The following is a 17,136-nucleotide window of genomic DNA, read 5'->3' as shown; positions in this document are numbered from 1 at the left end:
GCCGCAGCCGACGCCCGCCTTAGTCGTCCTGGTCGGCGTCTGCCTCAGCGTCCGAGTCAGCATCCGATGCCGAGCCAGCAGCCGGCGGTTGGGGAGCAGCCGGGGCCGAAGGAGCAGCGGGCGCTGCGGGTGCGCTAGGAGCACTGGGCGCCTTGGGTGCGCTCGGCGCTGCCGGCGCGGAAGGTGCGGCAGGTGCCTGGGGAGCAGCGGGTGCAGAAGGAGCCTTCGGTGCTGCCGGGGCGGCAGGAGCGCTTGGCGCGGCTGGTGCACTTGGGGCCTGCGGCGCGGTCGGGGCCGATGGTGCAGGTGCTGCCGGGGCTGCGGGAGCGGAGGGCGCGCTCGGGGCACTAGGCGCGGCAGGTGCCTGGGGTGCTGCGGGAGCACTAGGAGCGGCCGGGGCTGCAGGCGCATTTGGTGCATTTGGTGCAGCCGGGGCAGAAGGTGCGACCGGTGCTGCAGGCGCTGCTGGTGCCTTGGGTGCCGAAGGCACAGTGCGTGAGCTCGGTGCTTCCGGGGCTGACGAAGCAGGTGCCGCAGGGGCAGTGGGCGCGCTGGGTGCGGCCGGCGCGGAAGGTGCCTGGGGAGCTGCGGGAGCCGGAGACGCGGGGCTTGCCGGGGCGGCAGGAGCGCTCGGCGCACTTGGTGCAGCGGGAGCGCTAGGTGCTCCTGGAGCAGAAGCCGCAGGCGATGCCGGGGCAGCAGGTGCCTTGGGTACAGAAGGCGCAGCCGGCGCGGAAGGAGTGCTTGGGGCAGCCGGTGCCTTGGGTGCAGAAGGTGCGGTTGGAGCGCTTGGAGCAGCGGCTGGTGCGGCCGGCGCGGTTGGAGCGCTCGGGGCAGTGGGGGCACTGGGTGCCGCGGGCGCGCTAGGTGCTGCCGGGGCCTGGGAAGCAGGCGCCGCTGGGGCTGCCGGCTGTGCCGGAGCCTGAGGTGCAGCGGGGGTTGCTGGTTCTGCCGGCTTGGCGGGGGCGGTGTCGGTCGTGTTTTCGGTGGGCTGGTCGGTCTTGCGGGTCAGGCGGATGGGCTCGCCCAGGAAGGCCTTGGGGCGGGCTGGCGGCAGGGTGCCGTCGGCATCGGTAGCGATGGAGCTGCGCAGCATCTGGGCGACGTCGGTGACGGGGGTCTTGCCCTCGTTGAGGGTCTTGACGCCGCCGGTGAGCATGACGTTGCAGAAGGGGCAGCCGGTGGCGATTTCCTCGGCGCCGGTGGACAGTGCTTGCTCGGTGCGGAACTCGTTGACGCGGGTGCCGAGCTTTTCTTCCATGAACATGCGGGCGCCGCCGGCGCCGCAGCAGAAGGCGGAGTCGCGGTTGGCGTCCATCTCGTTGACCTTGACGCCGGTGGCCTCCAGGAGCTCCCGGGGCGGGTCGTAGACCTTGTTGTGGCGGCCCAGGAAGCAGGGGTCGTGGTAGGTGATGGGCTTGCGGTTTTCCGCCGTGCGGGGCACCGGCTTGAGCAGCCCGTCGCGCACCAGGCGGTTGAGCAGCTGCGTGTGGTGGAAGACGTCGAAGTGGCCGTCGAAGTCCGGGTACTCGTTGCGCAGGGTGTTGAAGCAGTGCGGGCAGGTGGTGATGATCTTGCGCTGCCCGGCGGGCACGCCCTCGAAGGTCTCGTTGAGGGTGGCGACGTTTTCCTGGGCCAGCATCTGGAACAGGAACTCGTTGCCGGCGCGGCGGGCGGGATCACCCGTGCAGGTCTCCCCGGTGGCGAGCACGCCGAATTTCACGCCGGCGGTGTGCAGCAGATCGACGACGGCGCGGGTGGTGACCTTGGCGGCGTCGTCGTAGGCGCCGGCGCAGCCGACCCAGAACAGGTACTCCAGGTCCGCGAAATCGGTCTCGTCCTCACCGATGATGGGGACCTCAATGCCGTCGGCGCGGGCCTGGTCCACCCAGGTGCGGCGCTCAGAATTGTTGCGGCCCCACGGGTTGCCTTTAGTCTCCAGGTTCTTGAACAGGCCGGTCAGCTCCGAGGGGAAATCGGACTCGGCCAACACCTTGAAGCGGCGCAGATCCGCGACGTGGTCGAGGTGCTCAATGTCGACCGGGCACTGGTCCACGCAGGCGCCGCAGTTGGTGCACGACCACAGGACATCGTCATCGATGACCCCGGCCATGGACAGCACGTCCACGCCCGCGTGCGGGTTGTAGTTATCCACCGCGGCCGAGCCGAGGTCCATGACCAGCTTCTTCGGCGACAGGGGCTTGTCGGTATTCCAGGCCGGGCACAGGTCCTGGCAGCGCCCGCACTCGGTGCAGGTGCCGGTGTCCAGCAGCAGCTTCCAGCTGCCCGGGGTGAGGTCTTCTTCCAGATCCGGGGTCGGCAGCTTGCCCAGGGCCTTCTCCCCATCCGGGTTGCGCTGGAAGAAGATGTTGAAAAACGCCAGGAAGCGGTGCCACATCACGCCCCAGGTGAACTGGCGGGAGATGAACACGATAAACGCCAGGCCGGTCAGCAGCTTGAACAGCGCGAAGGCCTGGATAAGGCCCGGGGAGGCCGGCAGCAACTGCGAAAGCGGGAGGCTGACAAAGTCGGTAGCCCAGCTCCCACCGCCGTAGGTAGCGCGCTTGGAGGCCTTGACCAGCAGCATGCCGAGTCCCTCGGAAAAGACGATGGCCTCGACCAGGTAGGCGCTGGTGGTCTGCGAATTATAGAAGCGGCTGCCCCGCTCAGTATGGCCCAACTTCAGGCGGACGGCGACGAGGAAGCCGATGCCCAAGACGGTGCCGAGCGCCAGGACCTCTTCGAGGAAGTGGTAGACCGGCCAGTCGCTCAACAGCGGCCAGCCGCCGGCCGGGTTGAAGGCCTGGATATAGGCCTCAAACCAGACCAGGATGCCGAAGAGGAAGCCGATCATGACCAGCCAGTGCGCGGCGTTGACTAGCGGGCGCCCCTTGAAGTGGGCGTGCCCGAAGACCTCCACCAGCACGCGGCCCAGGCGGCGCAGCGGCTGGTCGAAGCGGTTGAGCTGGGTGGGCCCGCCGGAGCGGATGAAGGTAAACATGCCCCAGGCGCGGTAGCCGAAATACGCCCAGACGGGCAACGAGAGGACAACGGCGATCCAGCCGGCAAGCATGGGCGGGCTCCTTCATTGGCTGCGGATAAGTCAAGGGGGAAGTACCTAACCTAGCCTAAAGGGTAGGGCGTGGAATCAAGATTTCATATTCATCCGCCAGTAGGCGCCGCGCCGGGCGAGCAGCTCGAAGTGGCTGCCTTGCTCGACGATGCGCCCGTTGTCCATCACGATGATGACGTCCGCGTCCCGGATAGTAGAGAGCCGGTGCGCGATGATGAACGAGGTGCGGTTGGCGCGCAGGGCGTTCATGGCGTCCTGGACCAGCATCTCGGTGCGGGTATCGACCGAGGATGTCGCCTCGTCCAGGATGAGCAGCGCGGGCTGGGCCAGGAAGGCGCGGGCGCTGGTGATGAGCTGGCGCTCGCCGGCCGAGACCGAGCCGCCGTCCTGGTCGATGACGGTGTCGTAGCCATCCGGCAGCGAGTGCACGAAGCGGTCCACGAAGGTGGCCTGGGCCGCCTCGATGACCTCCTCGTCGGTGGCGTCCAGGCGCCCGTAGCGGATATTGTCCGCGATGGTCCCCTTGAACAGGACCGCGTCCTGGAGCACCATGCCGACCTGGCTGCGCAGCTGCCCGCGGGAGAGCTCGGCGGTGTCCGTGCCGTCGAGGAGAATCCGCCCGGAGTCGATGTCGTAAAAGCGCATGATGAGGTTGACCAGCGTGGTCTTGCCCGCCCCGGTGGGGCCGACGATGGCGGCCGTCTGGCCGGGCTCGACGCGCAGGTTGAGGCCCTCGATGAGCGGGGTGTCCTCGTCGTAGGAGAAGCTGACGTCGCGGAACTCGACCAAGCCGCGGGCGCGCTGCGGCGAGCGCCCCTCGGCCGGCGCCGGCTCCGGGGATTGCTCGTCGGCGTCCAAGAACTCGAAGACGCGCTCGGCCGAGGCGACGCCGGACTGGATCTGCTGCATCATGCCGCCGAGCTGGCCCAGCGGTTGGTTGAACTCGCGGGAGTACTGGACGAACGCGGTGCCATCACCCAGCGTCATCTGCCCGTGGGCCACGCGCAGGCCGCCGAGGACGGCGATGGCCACGTACGACAGGTAGGAGACGAACTGCATGATGGGCATCATCATCCCGGACAGGAACTGCGCGGAGGCGCTGGCCTCGTAGAGCGCGGTATTGCGGTTATCGAATTCCTCCCGCATGGCCTGGGTGCGCCCAAAAATCAGGGACAGCTCCTGGCCGGTGAAGGACTCCTCGACCTGCCCGTTGAGCTGGCCGGTCGAGCGCCACTGGGAAACGAACTGGCGCTGCGAGCGGGTGCCGATGACCGCCATGATGACGCCGGTCAGCGGGATGGCCAGTAGCGCGACGAGCGCGAGCTGCCAGGAGACCGTGAACATCATGACGGTAATACCTGCCACGAGCAGGAGGTTGTAGAACAGCTGGGACAGCGCCTGCTGCAGGGCCTGCTGGACGTTGTCCAGGTCGTTGGTGGTGCGCGAGAGGAGGTCGCCACGCTGGGTGGTGTCGAAGTAGCTCAGCGGAAGTGCGTGGATCTTGGCCTCGACGTCCTGGCGCAGCTTGAAGACTGTGTCCATCACCAGGCGGTTGAGCACCAGACCCTGCCAGAGCTGGAAGGCGGAGGAGACGACGTACATGCCGATGACGATGAGGATGAGCTGGCCGAGCTTGGTGAAGTCGATCCCGCTGCCAGGCACCAGATCCATCGCGGCCGCCATGTCGGCCATCCGGTCGTGACCGGTCTGGCGCAGGCCCTCGACGGCCTGCTCGGTGCTGAGGCCGGCGGGCAGCTGGCGCGAGACGACGCCGGAGAAGATGACGTCCATCGCGCGCCCGAGCACCCGGGGCGCGTAGACAGTGAGGAAGACGCAGCCGACGGTCAAAAGCCCCACGAAGGCGAGCTGCCACTTGTACGGCGCGAGCAGACCGACCAGCCGCGTGGCCGAGGGCCAGAAGTGCTTGGCCTGGCGGGGCGCGGCCCCGGACCAGTCGTCGCCGGAGACCTGGGACTCGAGGGCCGCCAGCTCCGCGTCGGTGGGCTGGGAATCGGTGGGCTGGGAGGTGGAAGGAGTATCAGCCATGGTTTAGGCCCTCGCAGTCTCTTGGGATTCGACGATTTCTTGGTACGTCGGGGAGGTGGTGAGCAATTCTTCGTGGGTGCCGCGGGCGACGATCCGCCCGGCCTCGAGCACGAGGATCTGGTCCGCGTCCTGGATGAAGGCCACGCGCTGGGCGACGATGATGGTGGTCGCCTCCCGCGTGCGTTCCTGCATGGCCTCGCGCACGCGGGCATCGGTGAGCACGTCCAGGGCCGAGAAGGAATCATCGAAGAGATAGACCTTGGGGCGGGCGACCAGCATGCGGGCGATGCACAGGCGCTGGCGCTGGCCGCCGGAGACGTTCGTGCCGCCCTGGGCGATCGGCATGTCGAGGTCGTCGACGAAGTCGGCCTGGGCGATGCGCAGGGCGTCCCACAGGTCGGCATCGCTAGCTTCCGGGTCGCCCATCCGCAGGTTGCTGGCCACAGTGCCGCTGAACAGGTAGGGCTTCTGCGGGACCATGCTGACGCGCTCGACCAGGGCGGCCTGCGACATCAGCGCGGCGTCCGCGCCGTCGATGAGCACTTGTCCGGAAGCCGGCAGGTAGAGCCGCGGGATGAGCGAGAGCAGCGTGGTCTTGCCCGCGCCGGTCGAGCCGATGATCGCGGTCGTGCGGCCGGGGTGCGCGGTGAAGCTGATGTCGCTGAGCACGGGCTCCTCGGCGCCGGCGTAGCTAAAGCTCACGTTGCGCATCTCGACGGTGCAGCCGGAACCCGCGGCCGGCGGGTCCTGCGGGGTGGCCGGCTCGTCGATGCTGGGCGAGTGGGCCAGCACCTGGGTGATGCGCCGGGCGCAGACCATCGCGCGGGGGAACATCACGGCCATGAACGAGCCCATCATGACCGCGGCGAGGATCTGCAGCAGGTACTGCAGGAACGCGGTCAGGGAGCCGACGGCGACGTCGCCGGCCTCGACGCGGTGGCCGCCGAACCACAACACCGCACCGGTGGCGACGTTGAGGATGACCGTGATGATGGGAAACATCAGCACGAAGAGCTGGCCGATGCGCAGCGACAGCTGGGTCAGCCGGCGGTTGTCCTCGGTAAAGCGCTCGGTCTCGAAGCGCTCGCGCACGAAGGCGCGCACCACGCGAATGCCGGCGATCTGTTCGCGGACCGTGCCGTTCAGCGCGTCCAGCTGCAGCTGCATGCGGCCAAACAGCGGCACCAGCTTGGCGATCAGGAGTCCGATGACCACCAGCAGCACGCCCACCGAGACCCAGACCAGCCAGGACAGCCCGGCGTCCTCGCGGATGGCCATGATGACGCCGCCGACGGACATGATCGGCGCGGTGATGATGAAGTTGAGCGCCATCAGGTAGACCATCTGCACCTGCTGCACGTCGTTGGTCGCCCGGGTGATCAGCGTCGGCGTGCCGAAGTGGTGCAGGTCCTCGGAGGAAAATCTGGTGACCTTCGCAAAGACCTCCCGGCGCAGGTCCCGGCCCAGCCCCATGGCGGTGCGGGAGCCGAACCAGACCGCGGCGACGGCGGTGAGCACCTGGACTAAGGCCACACCCAGCATGATGGAGCCGGTGCGCCAGATAAAGGGCACGTCGCCGCGGGAGACGCCCTCATCGATGATGCTGGCGTTCAGCGAGGGCAGATAGAGCGTCGCCGCAGTCGAGGCCGACTGCAGCACGAGCACCGCGATGACGAAGCCCACGTAGGGCTTCGAGCGGCTCATAATAATTCGGATAAGTTCCACGCAGGCAATAGTAGCCTAAGGCGGGACACCCGACTGGGTGGGTGCAAGTCGCCGGGGATTTACTGCCTGTGCAGCGCTAATGTCTCAAGTGGTCCGGGCCGGTGGGGAGTCTAAAAGCCGGGGATCCTAGAAGCACAGCGGCGCCAGGCTGGCGCGGTTGATGACGGCGTCCCAGTCGGTGGGCGTCGTGGGTTCCGCGGTCGTCGCGGCGGGGTGGAAGCAGCCCTCCCAGGTGGTAATCGCCAGGCCGCGGGCGTGGAGCTCAAGGACCAGCAGGTCGGGGTCGGGGTGGTTGCTCAGGGCGTGCAGCTCGCGGTGGGTGATGTCGCCGTCGACCCCCACACGCACGTTGCCGATAAGCCGCAGGTGCGGCGTGCCGTCAGTGGCCGTGCCCGAGGCGGCGAAGTGGCGCAGGAACCCGAAGGGGGCGGGCCGGGAGGAGATGAGGTCGACACACATGCCGGCCCCGATGAGTCGTTCCGTGGCGGAAAGCGCGGCGGGGCCGTCGCCGATGACAGCGACGCGCGAGCCGAGGGCGCTAGGCATGATGACCTCCTTAGTGCAATTCGTCTAGACCGTACTGTCTGTAAATATAGTCCGAGCGGTTCAGTATGGGGACAATTATATTCTGCCCGTTCCCCAAGTACAGCGCCCCCACGGCCGTCCGGAGCTGGAATTTCTGCTGCACGAACCGCCCGCATTACCTAGAGTAAGGTGCACTGACCCCAAAGGAGCGCACTTAAAATAATGACAACAAACGTGAACTTGCTGGGTGGTGGTAAGAATTATCGCGACGCCAGCCAGAGTCCGGAAGGAACCCGGGACACCGCGCCGTTGTCGCCCGCGGTAGCCGCCGCCAACGAGGAGCTGGTGGAGCGCTGGGCGGACAAGCTGTATAACGCCAGCGCGGAAGAGATCATGGACTTCACCGTGAACCACGCGCCGGGCCGCGTGGCGGTGACCATGTCCATGGAAAACACCGTGCTCGCCGAGCTGGCCCACCAGGCCGGGCTCGACGGGGATCTGCTCTTCATCGACACCGGCTTCCACTTCCCGGAGACCCTGGAGACCGCCGACGCCGTCGAAAAGCGCTACCCGGACCTGCCGCTGCGCCGCATCCGGCCCCTGCTGACCCCGGAGGAGCAGGACGAAATCTACGGCCCGCGCATGTACTCCTGGGACGTGGCCTCCTACAACCGCATGCGCAAGGTGGAGCCGCTGAACATGGCGATGGACGACTACGTGGGCTGGATTACCGGCCTGCGCCGGGCGGACTCCGAGCACCGCGCGGAGGCCCCGGCGCTCAGCCTGGACCGCACGGGCCGGCTCAAGATTTCGCCGATGATTACCTGGGACCTGGATGGCACGGACGCCTACATCCGAGACCACGATCTCATCATCCACCCCCTTACCCTGCAGGGGTACCGCTCCATCGGGTGCGCGCCCCTGACCTTCCCCGTGGCAGAGGGCGACGACGCCCGCTCGGGACGAGTATTCGCTGACGGCAAGACAGAATGCGGGTTACACGAATAATGACTGCACTTTCCCCACACCTGAAAGATCTAGAAAACGAATCCCTCCATATCCTGCGCGAGGTAGCCGGCCAGTTCGACAAGGTCGGGCTGCTCTTTTCCGGCGGCAAGGACTCCGTGGTGGTCTTCGAGCTGGCGCGCCGGGCCTTCGCCCCGGCCACCGTGCCCTTCGAGCTGCTTCACGTGGACACCGGGCACAACTTCCCGGAGGTCATCGAGTTCCGCGACCGCCTGGTCGAGGAATCCGGCGCCCGCCTGCACGTGGCCAAGGTCCAGGACTGGATCGACCGCGGCGACCTGCAGGAGCGCCCCGACGGCACCCGCAACCCGCTGCAGTCCGTCCCGCTGGTCGAGACCATCGCCGAGCGCGGCTACGACGCCGTGCTGGGCGGGGCGCGCCGCGACGAGGAGCGCGCCCGCGCCAAGGAACGCATCTTCTCCGTGCGCGACTCCTTCGGCGGCTGGGACCCGCGCCGCCAGCGCCCGGAGCTGTGGAACCTCTACAACGGCGCCAAGATGGCCGGGGAGAACATCCGCGTTTTCCCCATCTCCAACTGGACCGAGTCCGATATCTGGGAATACATCGGCGCCCGCGGTTTGCAGCTGCCGGATATCTACTACTCCCACCAGCGCGAGCTGTTCAACCGCAACGGCATGTGGCTGGCCCCGGGCGAGTGGGGCGGGCCGGCCGAGGGCGAGGAGCTGGTGACCAAGACCGTGCGCTACCGCACCGTCGGCGACATGTCCTGCACCGGTGCTGTTGAGTCCACCGCCTCCACCCCGGACGAGGTGCTGGCCGAGATTTCCATTTCCACCCTGTCCGAGCGGGGCGCGACCCGCGCGGACGACAAGCTATCCGAGTCCGCCATGGAAGATCGCAAGAAGGAGGGCTATTTCTGATGCCTACCACCCAAAGCCCGTCCCCGGTCCAGGGAGTGGATCAGCTCAAAGAGCGCGAGACGCTGCGCCTGTGCACCGCCGGTTCCGTCGACGACGGCAAGTCCACCTTCGTCGGCCGCCTGCTGCACGACACCAAGTCCGTGCTGGCCGATCAGATGGAGTCCATGGAGCGCAGCAGCGCCGACCGTGGCTTCGACGGCATGGACCTGTCCCTGCTGGTCGACGGCCTGCGCGCCGAGCGTGAGCAGGGCATTACCATCGACGTGGCCTACCGCTACTTCGCCACGGACAAGCGCACCTTCATTCTGGCGGACACCCCGGGCCACGTGCAGTACACCCGCAACACCGTCACCGGCATGTCGACCTCCCAGGTCGTGGTGCTGCTTATCGATGCCCGCCACGGTGTGGTCGAGCAAACCCGCCGGCACGCCAACGTCGCGGCCCTGCTGGGCGTGCGCCACGTCATCCTGGCCGTCAACAAGATCGACCTGGTCGACTACGACGAGGCGACCTTCCGCGCCATCGAGGAAGAATTCGGCACCCTGGCCGAACGCTTGGGCCTGACCGATACCCAGGTCGTGCCGATCTCCGCGCTCAAGGGCGACAACGTGGTCGAGCCCTCCACCCAGATGGACTGGTACTCCGGCCCGACCGTCTTGCAGGCGCTCGAGGACGTGCCGGTGGCCGGCGGCCGCGCCGAGGATCTGGACTTCCGTTTCCCCATCCAGTACGTCATCCGCGAGCACGCCAGCGACTACCGCGGCTACGCCGGCCGCGTGCAGGCGGGTTCCATCGCCGTCGGCGACACGGTGACCCTGCCGGAGGGCCGCACCAGCACCGTCACCCACATCGACACCACCGATGGGGAGGTAGAGGCCACCCGCGCCGGCGAATCGGTCGTGCTGCGCCTGGCTGACGACGTGGACCTGGCCCGCGGCGACCTCATCGCCGGCACCGACCGGCCGGAGGCCACCCGCGAGTTCGCCGCCACCGTCGTCGCGCTGACGGAAAAGGACCTAAAGCCCGGCCCGATGGTCAAGCTGCGCTACGGCACCGCCGTGGTCAAGGCCCGCATCACCCAGGTCGAGCGCATCTTGGATTTAGACGGCGTGGCCGACCAGGAAGATCCGGAGGCGGTCACCCTCAACGAGATCGCGCACGTCGTGGTCCAGACCCCGGTCGAGCTGCCGGTCGAGGACTACGCCGCCCGCGGCGCGGTGGGCAACTTCCTGCTGGTGGACCCGAGCACCGGCAACACCCTGGCCGCCGGCTTCGTGGGCCGGCGCCTGCGCTAGCCGGCCGGCGTCCCCGGGTCAGAAGGGCACCTGTTTAAACGAGGGGCCCATCGGCACGAGCTCGGTGTCCACAATGTGAAACCCGGCCAGGGAGTCGAGGAAGCTGAAAAGCTCCGTCTGCGAGTCGGCCCAGAGGTTGGCCACCAGCTGGAAGCGCCCTGTCGTGGCGGCTACGAATTGTGTGGAGCCCGAGGCGGAGAGGGCATCGCCGAGCGCGGCGATGTGCCCGGGGGCGACTTTGAACCAGGCCATGGCATCCGCGATATGGGTGGTGGCCTGGCGGGGGATGTCCGCCTCGAAATAGAGTATCCCGGACTCCACCAGCTTTTTCCGGCGCCGGTAGGCGGTTGCCTGATCCACGTGGGCGGCCTCGGCGAGCTCCACGGAGCTGGCGCGACCGTTAACGGCTAGAGCAGCGAGAATGCGTTTATCGGTGGCATCGAGGGCGGCGAAGGCGCCGGAGTTCGCGACCGGGATTCCCCAGATCTTCAGCAGCTGGAAAGTCTCGACCTGGTCGAAGGGTAGCGAGGTCCGCAGCTGGTCGAGGAGCGGTTCCTTGCTCTGGGCGGGCGTGGCGAAGCCGCACATGAGCTCCCCGCGGTGGATGGCCATACGGATCCACCGGGTGTTTTTGCGCTCCACGAGCTGCGACCCCAGCTTTTCCAATTCTTGGGGAGAGCCATAAAGCCGCGCCAACCAGGCGATGGAGGCCGGCGACGCTGCCGCGGTTCGGCCCACCACCCTGAGAATCCCGTTGGAGGTGAGCCGGTGGTAGCGCCGCGCGACGGTCCGCGGTGCCGAGTCCAGCTGCGCCGCCAAGTCCGCGAAAGAAGCGGTGGGGGCGCGCCGCAGGGCAGATAAGAGGCGATGATCGAAGTCGTCCAGGGCGGACGGGGATATGCGCACGGCGGCTCCTCGTAGGTGTGTACAGATGCCATTCGGGGTGATTATCCCCGTAGCTTCCAGCGTAGTCCGGTTCCCGTGGCGGAACTAGGCAGCATCGAGTGAAAAAGTAACGGATATATGCTGCATGAAAGAAAAATGGCTCAAACTATGCCTTAATAAGCATCTTTATGCACCGGTTCCTTAGTGTCGCTTCCAGATCATTTAACCCAATCGAGCCACTAAGGATGGGAGCAGACTTATGGAAGGACAAAAGCACCAGGAAAGGCCGCAGGCGGGGGTCAGCGCGGTGCCGGGGATCTTGATTGCCGTCGCCGGCTTTTCTTGCCTCGTGGTCACCCTGCTGCAGTCGATCGTCGTTCCGGCGATCCCGAACTTGCCGGGCATCCTCGGCACCTCCGGCACGGCGGTGTCCTGGGCGGTCACGGCGACGCTGCTGGCCGGCGCCGTGGCAACCCCAATCATCGGCCGGCTGGCCGATATGTACTCGCGCAAGACGGTCATGCTGGTGACCATCGCGGCCGTTGTCGCGGGCTCCATCATCGCGCCGCTCGGCAACATCGCGACCCTCATCATTGGTCGTGCTCTGCAGGGCATCGGCTCGGCGCTCATCCCGGTGGCGATGGCCGAGATGCGCTATAGCCTGCCACGCGAAAAGATTGGCTCCGCCCTGGCCATCTTGAGCGCCACCCTGGGCATCGGCGGCTGCGTGGGCATCCCGCTGGGCGGAGTGCTTTTTAACTCCTTCGGCTGGCAGTCCATGTTCTGGATCGCCGCCGCCATATCGGTCATTTCTTTCGTGGCAGTGGGGGTTTTCGTTCCCTCTTCCCGCGGCGTGGCCGGCCGATTCGACTACGGCGGTGCGGTGTGGCTGGCGCTGGGGCTGAGCGCCTTTTTGACCGCGCTTTCCCAGGGCGCGGCGTGGGGCTGGGCCAGCCTGCCGACCGTCGCCCTTTTCATCCTGGCGGTGGTGTTCTTCGCCGCCTGGATCCGCTGGGAGGTCCGCCAGGAGTTCCCGCTGGTCAACCTGCGCACTACCACCTACCGGCCGGTGCTGCTGACCAACCTCGCCTCGATCCTGCTGGGCATCCTCATGTTCACAAACCTGCTGCTGACCACCCTGGAGCTGCAGAACCCCACTACGGAGGGCGGGCACGAGTGGAGCGCCGCCGCGGCCGGCCTCGTGATGCTGCCGTCCGCCGCCGCCATGTTGCTCGTCGCCCCGGTCAGCGCCCGGCTCGCGCAGGCGCTGGGGGCGCGGATGGTCATCACCATCGGTTCCGTCATCACCGCGCTGGGCTACCTCTGCCGCCTGGTTATTGACTTCAACGGCGGGTGGATCCTTGTCTGGGCGACCGTGATTTCCATCGGCGTGGGCATCGGCTACGCCGGCCTGCCGATGATGCTGGTCGATCATGTCCGGGCGGCGGAGATCGGCTCGGCTAACGCCTTGAACGCCCTGATGCGCTCCATCGGCATGTCGATTTCCTCCGCGCTGGTCTCCGCCGTCACCGCCGCGCTCATGGCAGAACACAGCCCGAGCGCAGCCGCCCTCAACCTGCTCGCAGTAATCGGCATAGTCTTGGGGGCAGCCGCAGTTGCCTTCGCCGCCGCAGCGCGCACTCCCCGCGGCGCTCGTGGGCAGGAATAGGCCAATAAACACCGACAGTTAGGACGGAAGTTGATGCAGCACGAACGAGTTCTCGACGCCATCGATACGCACGCGCACGTCTACCCGGACGATTACCTGGATTACCTCGGCGCGCACGGCGCCCCGGAAGGCAGCACCGAGATCGCCAAGGGCATGGGCGCTGATTCCGGTAGCGAGGACATGCAGGCGCGGATCGAATGGATGGATAAAGCCGGGGTCAAGGCCCAGGTGCTCGCGGTGACTCCGCAAAGCCCCGCGCTGCCCGAAGCCGAACACGCCGCTTATGCCGCGCGCATGATTAATCAGCGCTATATCGACATCGCGGACCAGTACCCGGGCCGCTTCTATAACTACGCGGCCCTGCCACTCCCGCACGTCGACGCGACCTTAAAGGAACTGGAGTGGATTGAAAGCTCCGGCCAGTTCTGCGGCATCGGGCTGCCGACCCTGCTGGCGCAGCGTCCTTACCTGTCGGAAAGCTACCTCGACCCAGTCTGGGACTTCCTCAACGAAAAGGGCGCGGTGGTCAATATCCACCCGACCGGCTGCGGCGTGAACTCGAAGTGGCTGCTTGATCAGCACCTGGAGTGGGTGAACGGCGCACCGGTCGAGGACGCCACCGCCACGTTGGAGCTGCTGAAAGCCGATATCCCCCGCCGCTTCCCGAAGATTACGTTCCACGTTGCGCATCTGGGCGGCGACCTGCCTATGCTGGCGCAGCGGATTGAGGACAACTACGAGGACTGGGACGCGTTCCCGGCATCGCCGAACGCGACCTTGCGGCAGTTCTATTTCGACGCCGCCAACTTCCACGAGCCCTCGCTAGCGCTCGCCGCGGAAACCTTCGGACTCTCGCAGCTGATGGGCGGCTCCGATTTCCCGTATTTCCAGCAGGAAAAATACGTCCGCGCCTTCGACTACGTGCGTAACTCCCGCTTCAGCGAGGAGGAAAAGGAACAGATTCTGTGGTCCAACGCCGCAAACCTGCTTAAGCTCGCGGATAGCGCCCGGACGGGCCAGAGTGAGGAGGAATAATGCTGGAAAACTACCGCGATCGGATCGGAGGTCCGGCGGCGCTTGTCGATGCCGCAGCGGACCACGGCGTCGCCTTCTTCGACGAGGTCGTAGACCGCCACACCAAGACGATTGCCTTCGACAACGTGGACGTGGCCTTGGGCCGCGGGGTGAGTATTAAGCCCGCCGACGTGCGCCGCAAGCTACTGGATCAGGGCCGCGGCGGCTTCTGCTTCGAGCACGCGGAAATCATCCACCAGGCCTTGGACGAGCTAGGAGTAAACCACCACCGCTTCCTGGCCCGGGTGCTGCTCAGCGGCAGCCAGGAGCCGGGCGCGGCCACCCACTGCGGCAATATCGCGCATTTTGGTGGGGAGCGCTACCTCATCGATCCCGGCTTCGGCGGGGGAACGCCCACCGTGGCGGTTCCCTTCGACGGCACGGAACGCGCCGGCTTCCGCCTAGTGCCCGCGGCCGACGACGACCCGCGCGCGGTCGACTACATCCTGCAGTCACGCACCGAGGTCTCCGAGAAACATCCCACGGGCTACAAGGACGTCTACGGGATCTGCAACTGGCACCCTAAGCCGGCGGATCTGGACATGGCCTGCTGGTATGCGGCCACCCGGGAGGGCGAGATGTTTACCGGGAACCTCGTCGTGGTGCGCCGCGGCGAGGGCACCGAGTCCATCTTCAATGCCAAGCTGAAAACCGCGCAGGAGACCCGAGAGCTGAGCGACCCAGAGGATCTGCGCGGCGCGCTGCAGCAGCATTTCGACATCGACGTGGATCCGCACCAGGCAGCCACCCTGTGGCAATTCGCCCACCAGGGCTGAGGCCGCGGCGTGATTGTGGAGGCGCGGATGCGGGCTAAACCCGAGCCGCCGTGCTAAGTCACTTGGCGTCCAAGTAAGATCGAAAGTATGAGATGCATTGCTGATAAACCGCTGTTTGTGGCTGCCGTCGACGCTGAAGCGGCGCACGTCCCTGACGACGCCGCACTGCTGATTACCGGCATTGGGACGCTGCCGGCCGCAATCTCCCTGACGGAGGTTCTGACCGAGGCCCGCCTGCGTGACGAGATGCCCTCCCGGGTGGTCAATATCGGCACCGCCGGCGCCCTACACGACGGCCTGGCCGGCGTCTTCGAGGTGGACGCGGTTACCAAGCATGATTTCAAGCTGGAGGTCCTGTCCGACCTCGGCAAGTACCTTTTGCCCGAGCGCATTGAGCTGCCTACCTCCGGGCGCCTGCCGGTGCGTTCGCTGGCCACCGGCGACCTATTCGTCTCTGATACCCAGACCCGCAACCGCCTGGCCCAGGAGTCCGCGCTGTGTGACATGGAGGGCTACTCCGTGGCCGCGGTCTGCCAGCGCTTCGAGGTGCCCTGCACCCTGCTCAAGCAGGTCTCCGACCCGGCCGACGAGTCCTCCGTGGGCACCTGGGCCGGCGTGCTGGACCGCGGCGCCCGCCAGCTGATGTCCGCCGTCACCGACTTGGGCCTGCTGCCGCGCTAGCCTAGCCGCCTAAAACACAACAATGCCCGGGCCGGTCTAAACCGACCCGGGTATTAGTGCGCGCGCAGCTGGGCTGGGGCGGCCAGGTGCTTAGCGCTGTGGACTCATGGACTGGAAGAGCTCGGCGACCTTCTGGCGCGGGGTGGGGGCGTCGCTGTCGGAGTCTTTATCCTTTTGCTTCTCGCCGGTGGAGATGTCCAGCTCGTCCGGGGCGATCTCGCCGGAGCGCAGGCCGGTCATCTCGGCGTAGTAGCGCAGCATGACGGTGATGGTCGCGGCCACCGGCACGGCCAGGAAGGCGCCGATGATGCCGGAGAGGGTAGAACCGATGGTCACCGACAGCAGGACGACGGCGGCGTGCAGGCCCATGGCCTTGGACTGCAGCAGCGGCTGCAGCAGGTTGCCCTCGACCTGCTGCACGATGACGATAAGCGCCAGCGCCAGCAGGGCGTTGGTCAGGCCGTTGGAGACCAGCGCGATGATGACGGCCAGGGCGCCGGCGGTCACCGCACCGATGATCGGGATGAAGCTGGCGAAGAAGGTTACCACGGCGATGACGAAGGCCAGCGGCACCTGCAGGGCCCACAGGCCTAGGCCGATGAGCGCGGCGTCCACGAAGGCCACGGCGGCCTGCGCCTGGATGAACCCGGCCAGGGTGGCCCAGATGCGGGAGCCCAGCTCCGTGATGTGCCAGCCGGCGGCGGAGCCGGTGTACTTGCGCAGCCACGGCAGGAACTTGTCGCCGTCCTTGATGATGAAGAACGTCACGAAGAGCATGATGACAAAGGCCACCAGGATGGAGCTGGCCGCGGAGACACCGGTCATCACGCCGGTGGCGATGTTGCTGGCCTGGCCCTTGAGGAAGTTGACCGCGTCTTCCATGACGGATTCGAGCTGCTGCCCGTCGACGTTGATGGGGGATTCTTCGACCAGGCGGCCCAGCTCATTGATGCCGCTTTCGGCCTGGCTGACCAGGGTCGCGCCCTGGTTGGAGACCACCGGGGCCATCGCGGAGAAGATGCCGACGAAGATGAGCAAGAATGCCAGCAAAGTGGTCACCGCGGCGAGAGCGCGCGGGAATTTGTGGTGGCGCAGCCAGGCCGTGATGGGAAAGAGCACGGTGCTGACCAGGATGGCCAGGATGACCGGCAGGAGCCCGACCCAGATAAAGCGCAGGAGGTAGCCGACCACGGCCACGCCCGCGATGACAGCGATGAGCTGCAGCGAGGTGAGCGAGGCGGACTTCAAGTCCGCGCGCAGGACCTGGGCCTTCTTGTCCGGGTCGCCGGGCGTATCGCGCGCGGTCTCCCGGCCCAGGCCGTGGTCGTCCTGGCTGACCAGGGTGGTGGTCTGGTCCTTCTTAGCGTCCTGTTCAGCGTTTTCCTTGGCCGGTTGGGCGTCCGCCTGGCGGGAGGCGGACGCCTGTCCGGTGCTTATATCGTCATGCTGGCTATCCATAGGAACCAACTATGCCATACAA

The 17,136-nt window shown here is 66.8% G+C and carries 13 protein-coding genes; 7 read left to right on the top strand and 6 right to left on the bottom strand.

Annotated elements, in window-relative coordinates:
- Positions 1-19 precede the first annotated feature (19 nt).
- From ACEE23_RS03060 to ACEE23_RS03045, 4 genes are all read right to left on the bottom strand, one after another.
- On the bottom strand, positions 20-3,073 hold the full coding sequence (locus tag ACEE23_RS03060; RefSeq protein WP_368519968.1) for a (Fe-S)-binding protein: 3,054 nt from the start codon (positions 3,071-3,073) through the stop codon (positions 20-22).
- Between the two features lie 75 nt (positions 3,074-3,148).
- Positions 3,149-5,119: an ABC transporter ATP-binding protein gene (locus ACEE23_RS03055; protein ID WP_448872148.1), complete on the bottom strand. Its 1,971-nt coding sequence runs from the start codon at positions 5,117-5,119 to the stop codon at positions 3,149-3,151.
- Positions 5,120-5,122: 3 nt separating this feature from the next.
- Positions 5,123-6,844: an ABC transporter ATP-binding protein gene (locus ACEE23_RS03050; RefSeq protein ID WP_448872150.1), complete on the bottom strand. Its 1,722-nt coding sequence runs from the start codon at positions 6,842-6,844 to the stop codon at positions 5,123-5,125.
- 126 nt (positions 6,845-6,970) lie between these two features.
- A complete protein-coding gene (locus ACEE23_RS03045) occupies positions 6,971-7,390 on the bottom strand; it encodes a methylenetetrahydrofolate--tRNA-(uracil-5-)-methyltransferase (protein ID WP_368519965.1) in 420 nt (139 codons plus the stop codon).
- A gap of 201 nt (positions 7,391-7,591) precedes the next feature.
- Between ACEE23_RS03045 and ACEE23_RS03040 the strand changes: the two genes are divergently transcribed.
- The 3 genes from ACEE23_RS03040 to ACEE23_RS03030 are packed head-to-tail and all read left to right on the top strand — an operon-like array spanning position 7,592 to position 10,571.
- Entirely contained in the window at positions 7,592-8,377 is a 786-nt protein-coding gene (locus ACEE23_RS03040) for a phosphoadenylyl-sulfate reductase (protein WP_448872152.1), read from the top strand.
- On the top strand, positions 8,377-9,276 hold the full coding sequence (cysD, locus tag ACEE23_RS03035; protein ID WP_368519963.1) for a sulfate adenylyltransferase subunit CysD: 900 nt from the start codon (positions 8,377-8,379) through the stop codon (positions 9,274-9,276). The genes ACEE23_RS03040 and cysD overlap by 1 nt, the downstream gene beginning before the upstream one ends.
- The gene (locus tag ACEE23_RS03030; RefSeq protein WP_368521296.1) at positions 9,276-10,571 is read left to right on the top strand and encodes a sulfate adenylyltransferase subunit 1; all 1,296 of its coding nucleotides are present in this window, start codon (positions 9,276-9,278) and stop codon (positions 10,569-10,571) included. The genes cysD and ACEE23_RS03030 overlap by 1 nt, the downstream gene beginning before the upstream one ends.
- Before the next feature lie 18 nt (positions 10,572-10,589).
- Here the strand turns inward: ACEE23_RS03030 and ACEE23_RS03025 are convergent, their stop codons facing one another.
- Entirely contained in the window at positions 10,590-11,477 is an 888-nt protein-coding gene (locus ACEE23_RS03025; protein ID WP_368519961.1) for an Lrp/AsnC family transcriptional regulator, read from the bottom strand.
- A 238-nt stretch (positions 11,478-11,715) separates the two neighbouring features.
- On the opposite strand from ACEE23_RS03025, the gene ACEE23_RS03020 reads away from it, so the two are divergent.
- The 4 genes from ACEE23_RS03020 to ACEE23_RS03005 all read left to right on the top strand — a co-directional run bounded on the left by ACEE23_RS03020 (position 11,716) and on the right by ACEE23_RS03005 (position 15,656).
- Entirely contained in the window at positions 11,716-13,125 is a 1,410-nt protein-coding gene (locus ACEE23_RS03020; RefSeq protein WP_448872155.1) for an MFS transporter, read from the top strand.
- A gap of 33 nt (positions 13,126-13,158) precedes the next feature.
- Positions 13,159-14,160 (top strand): amidohydrolase family protein, encoded by a 1,002-nt coding sequence (locus ACEE23_RS03015; protein ID WP_368521295.1) that lies wholly within the window; start codon positions 13,159-13,161, stop codon positions 14,158-14,160.
- Positions 14,160-14,975, top strand: coding sequence for an arylamine N-acetyltransferase family protein (locus ACEE23_RS03010; protein ID WP_368519959.1), 816 nt, complete (start codon positions 14,160-14,162; stop codon positions 14,973-14,975). Before ACEE23_RS03015 ends, ACEE23_RS03010 begins: the two co-directional genes overlap by 1 nt.
- Before the next feature lie 87 nt (positions 14,976-15,062).
- Positions 15,063-15,656, top strand: coding sequence for a nucleosidase (locus ACEE23_RS03005; RefSeq protein ID WP_368519958.1), 594 nt, complete (start codon positions 15,063-15,065; stop codon positions 15,654-15,656).
- A gap of 90 nt (positions 15,657-15,746) precedes the next feature.
- Here the strand turns inward: ACEE23_RS03005 and ACEE23_RS03000 are convergent, their stop codons facing one another.
- Positions 15,747-17,114: an AI-2E family transporter gene (locus ACEE23_RS03000; protein ID WP_368519957.1), complete on the bottom strand. Its 1,368-nt coding sequence runs from the start codon at positions 17,112-17,114 to the stop codon at positions 15,747-15,749.
- Positions 17,115-17,136: the final 22 nt, after the last annotated feature.

The sequence above is a fragment of the Corynebacterium sp. 32222D000AT genome (assembly GCF_053546955.1).
Note: the sequence above shows the minus strand (reverse complement) of the source record. Positions and strands in the feature narration are given on the sequence as shown.

What these genes read in the sequence shown, in the direction of transcription:
- ACEE23_RS03060 (WP_368519968.1), bottom strand. Translation starts at nt 3,073, where the DNA reads ATGCTTGCCGGCTGGATCGCCGTTGTCCTCTCGTTGCCCGTCTGGGCG.
- ACEE23_RS03055 (WP_448872148.1), bottom strand. Translation starts at nt 5,119, where the DNA reads ATGGCTGATACTCCTTCCACCTCCCAGCCCACCGATTCCCAGCCCACC.
- ACEE23_RS03045 (WP_368519965.1), bottom strand. Translation starts at nt 7,390, where the DNA reads ATGCCTAGCGCCCTCGGCTCGCGCGTCGCTGTCATCGGCGACGGCCCC.
- ACEE23_RS03040 (WP_448872152.1), top strand. Translation starts at nt 7,592, where the DNA reads ATGACAACAAACGTGAACTTGCTGGGTGGTGGTAAGAATTATCGCGAC.
- cysD (WP_368519963.1), top strand. Translation starts at nt 8,377, where the DNA reads ATGACTGCACTTTCCCCACACCTGAAAGATCTAGAAAACGAATCCCTC.
- ACEE23_RS03030 (WP_368521296.1), top strand. Translation starts at nt 9,276, where the DNA reads ATGCCTACCACCCAAAGCCCGTCCCCGGTCCAGGGAGTGGATCAGCTC.
- ACEE23_RS03020 (WP_448872155.1), top strand. Translation starts at nt 11,716, where the DNA reads ATGGAAGGACAAAAGCACCAGGAAAGGCCGCAGGCGGGGGTCAGCGCG.
- ACEE23_RS03015 (WP_368521295.1), top strand. Translation starts at nt 13,159, where the DNA reads ATGCAGCACGAACGAGTTCTCGACGCCATCGATACGCACGCGCACGTC.
- ACEE23_RS03010 (WP_368519959.1), top strand. Translation starts at nt 14,160, where the DNA reads ATGCTGGAAAACTACCGCGATCGGATCGGAGGTCCGGCGGCGCTTGTC.
- ACEE23_RS03005 (WP_368519958.1), top strand. Translation starts at nt 15,063, where the DNA reads ATGAGATGCATTGCTGATAAACCGCTGTTTGTGGCTGCCGTCGACGCT.
- ACEE23_RS03000 (WP_368519957.1), bottom strand. Translation starts at nt 17,114, where the DNA reads ATGGATAGCCAGCATGACGATATAAGCACCGGACAGGCGTCCGCCTCC.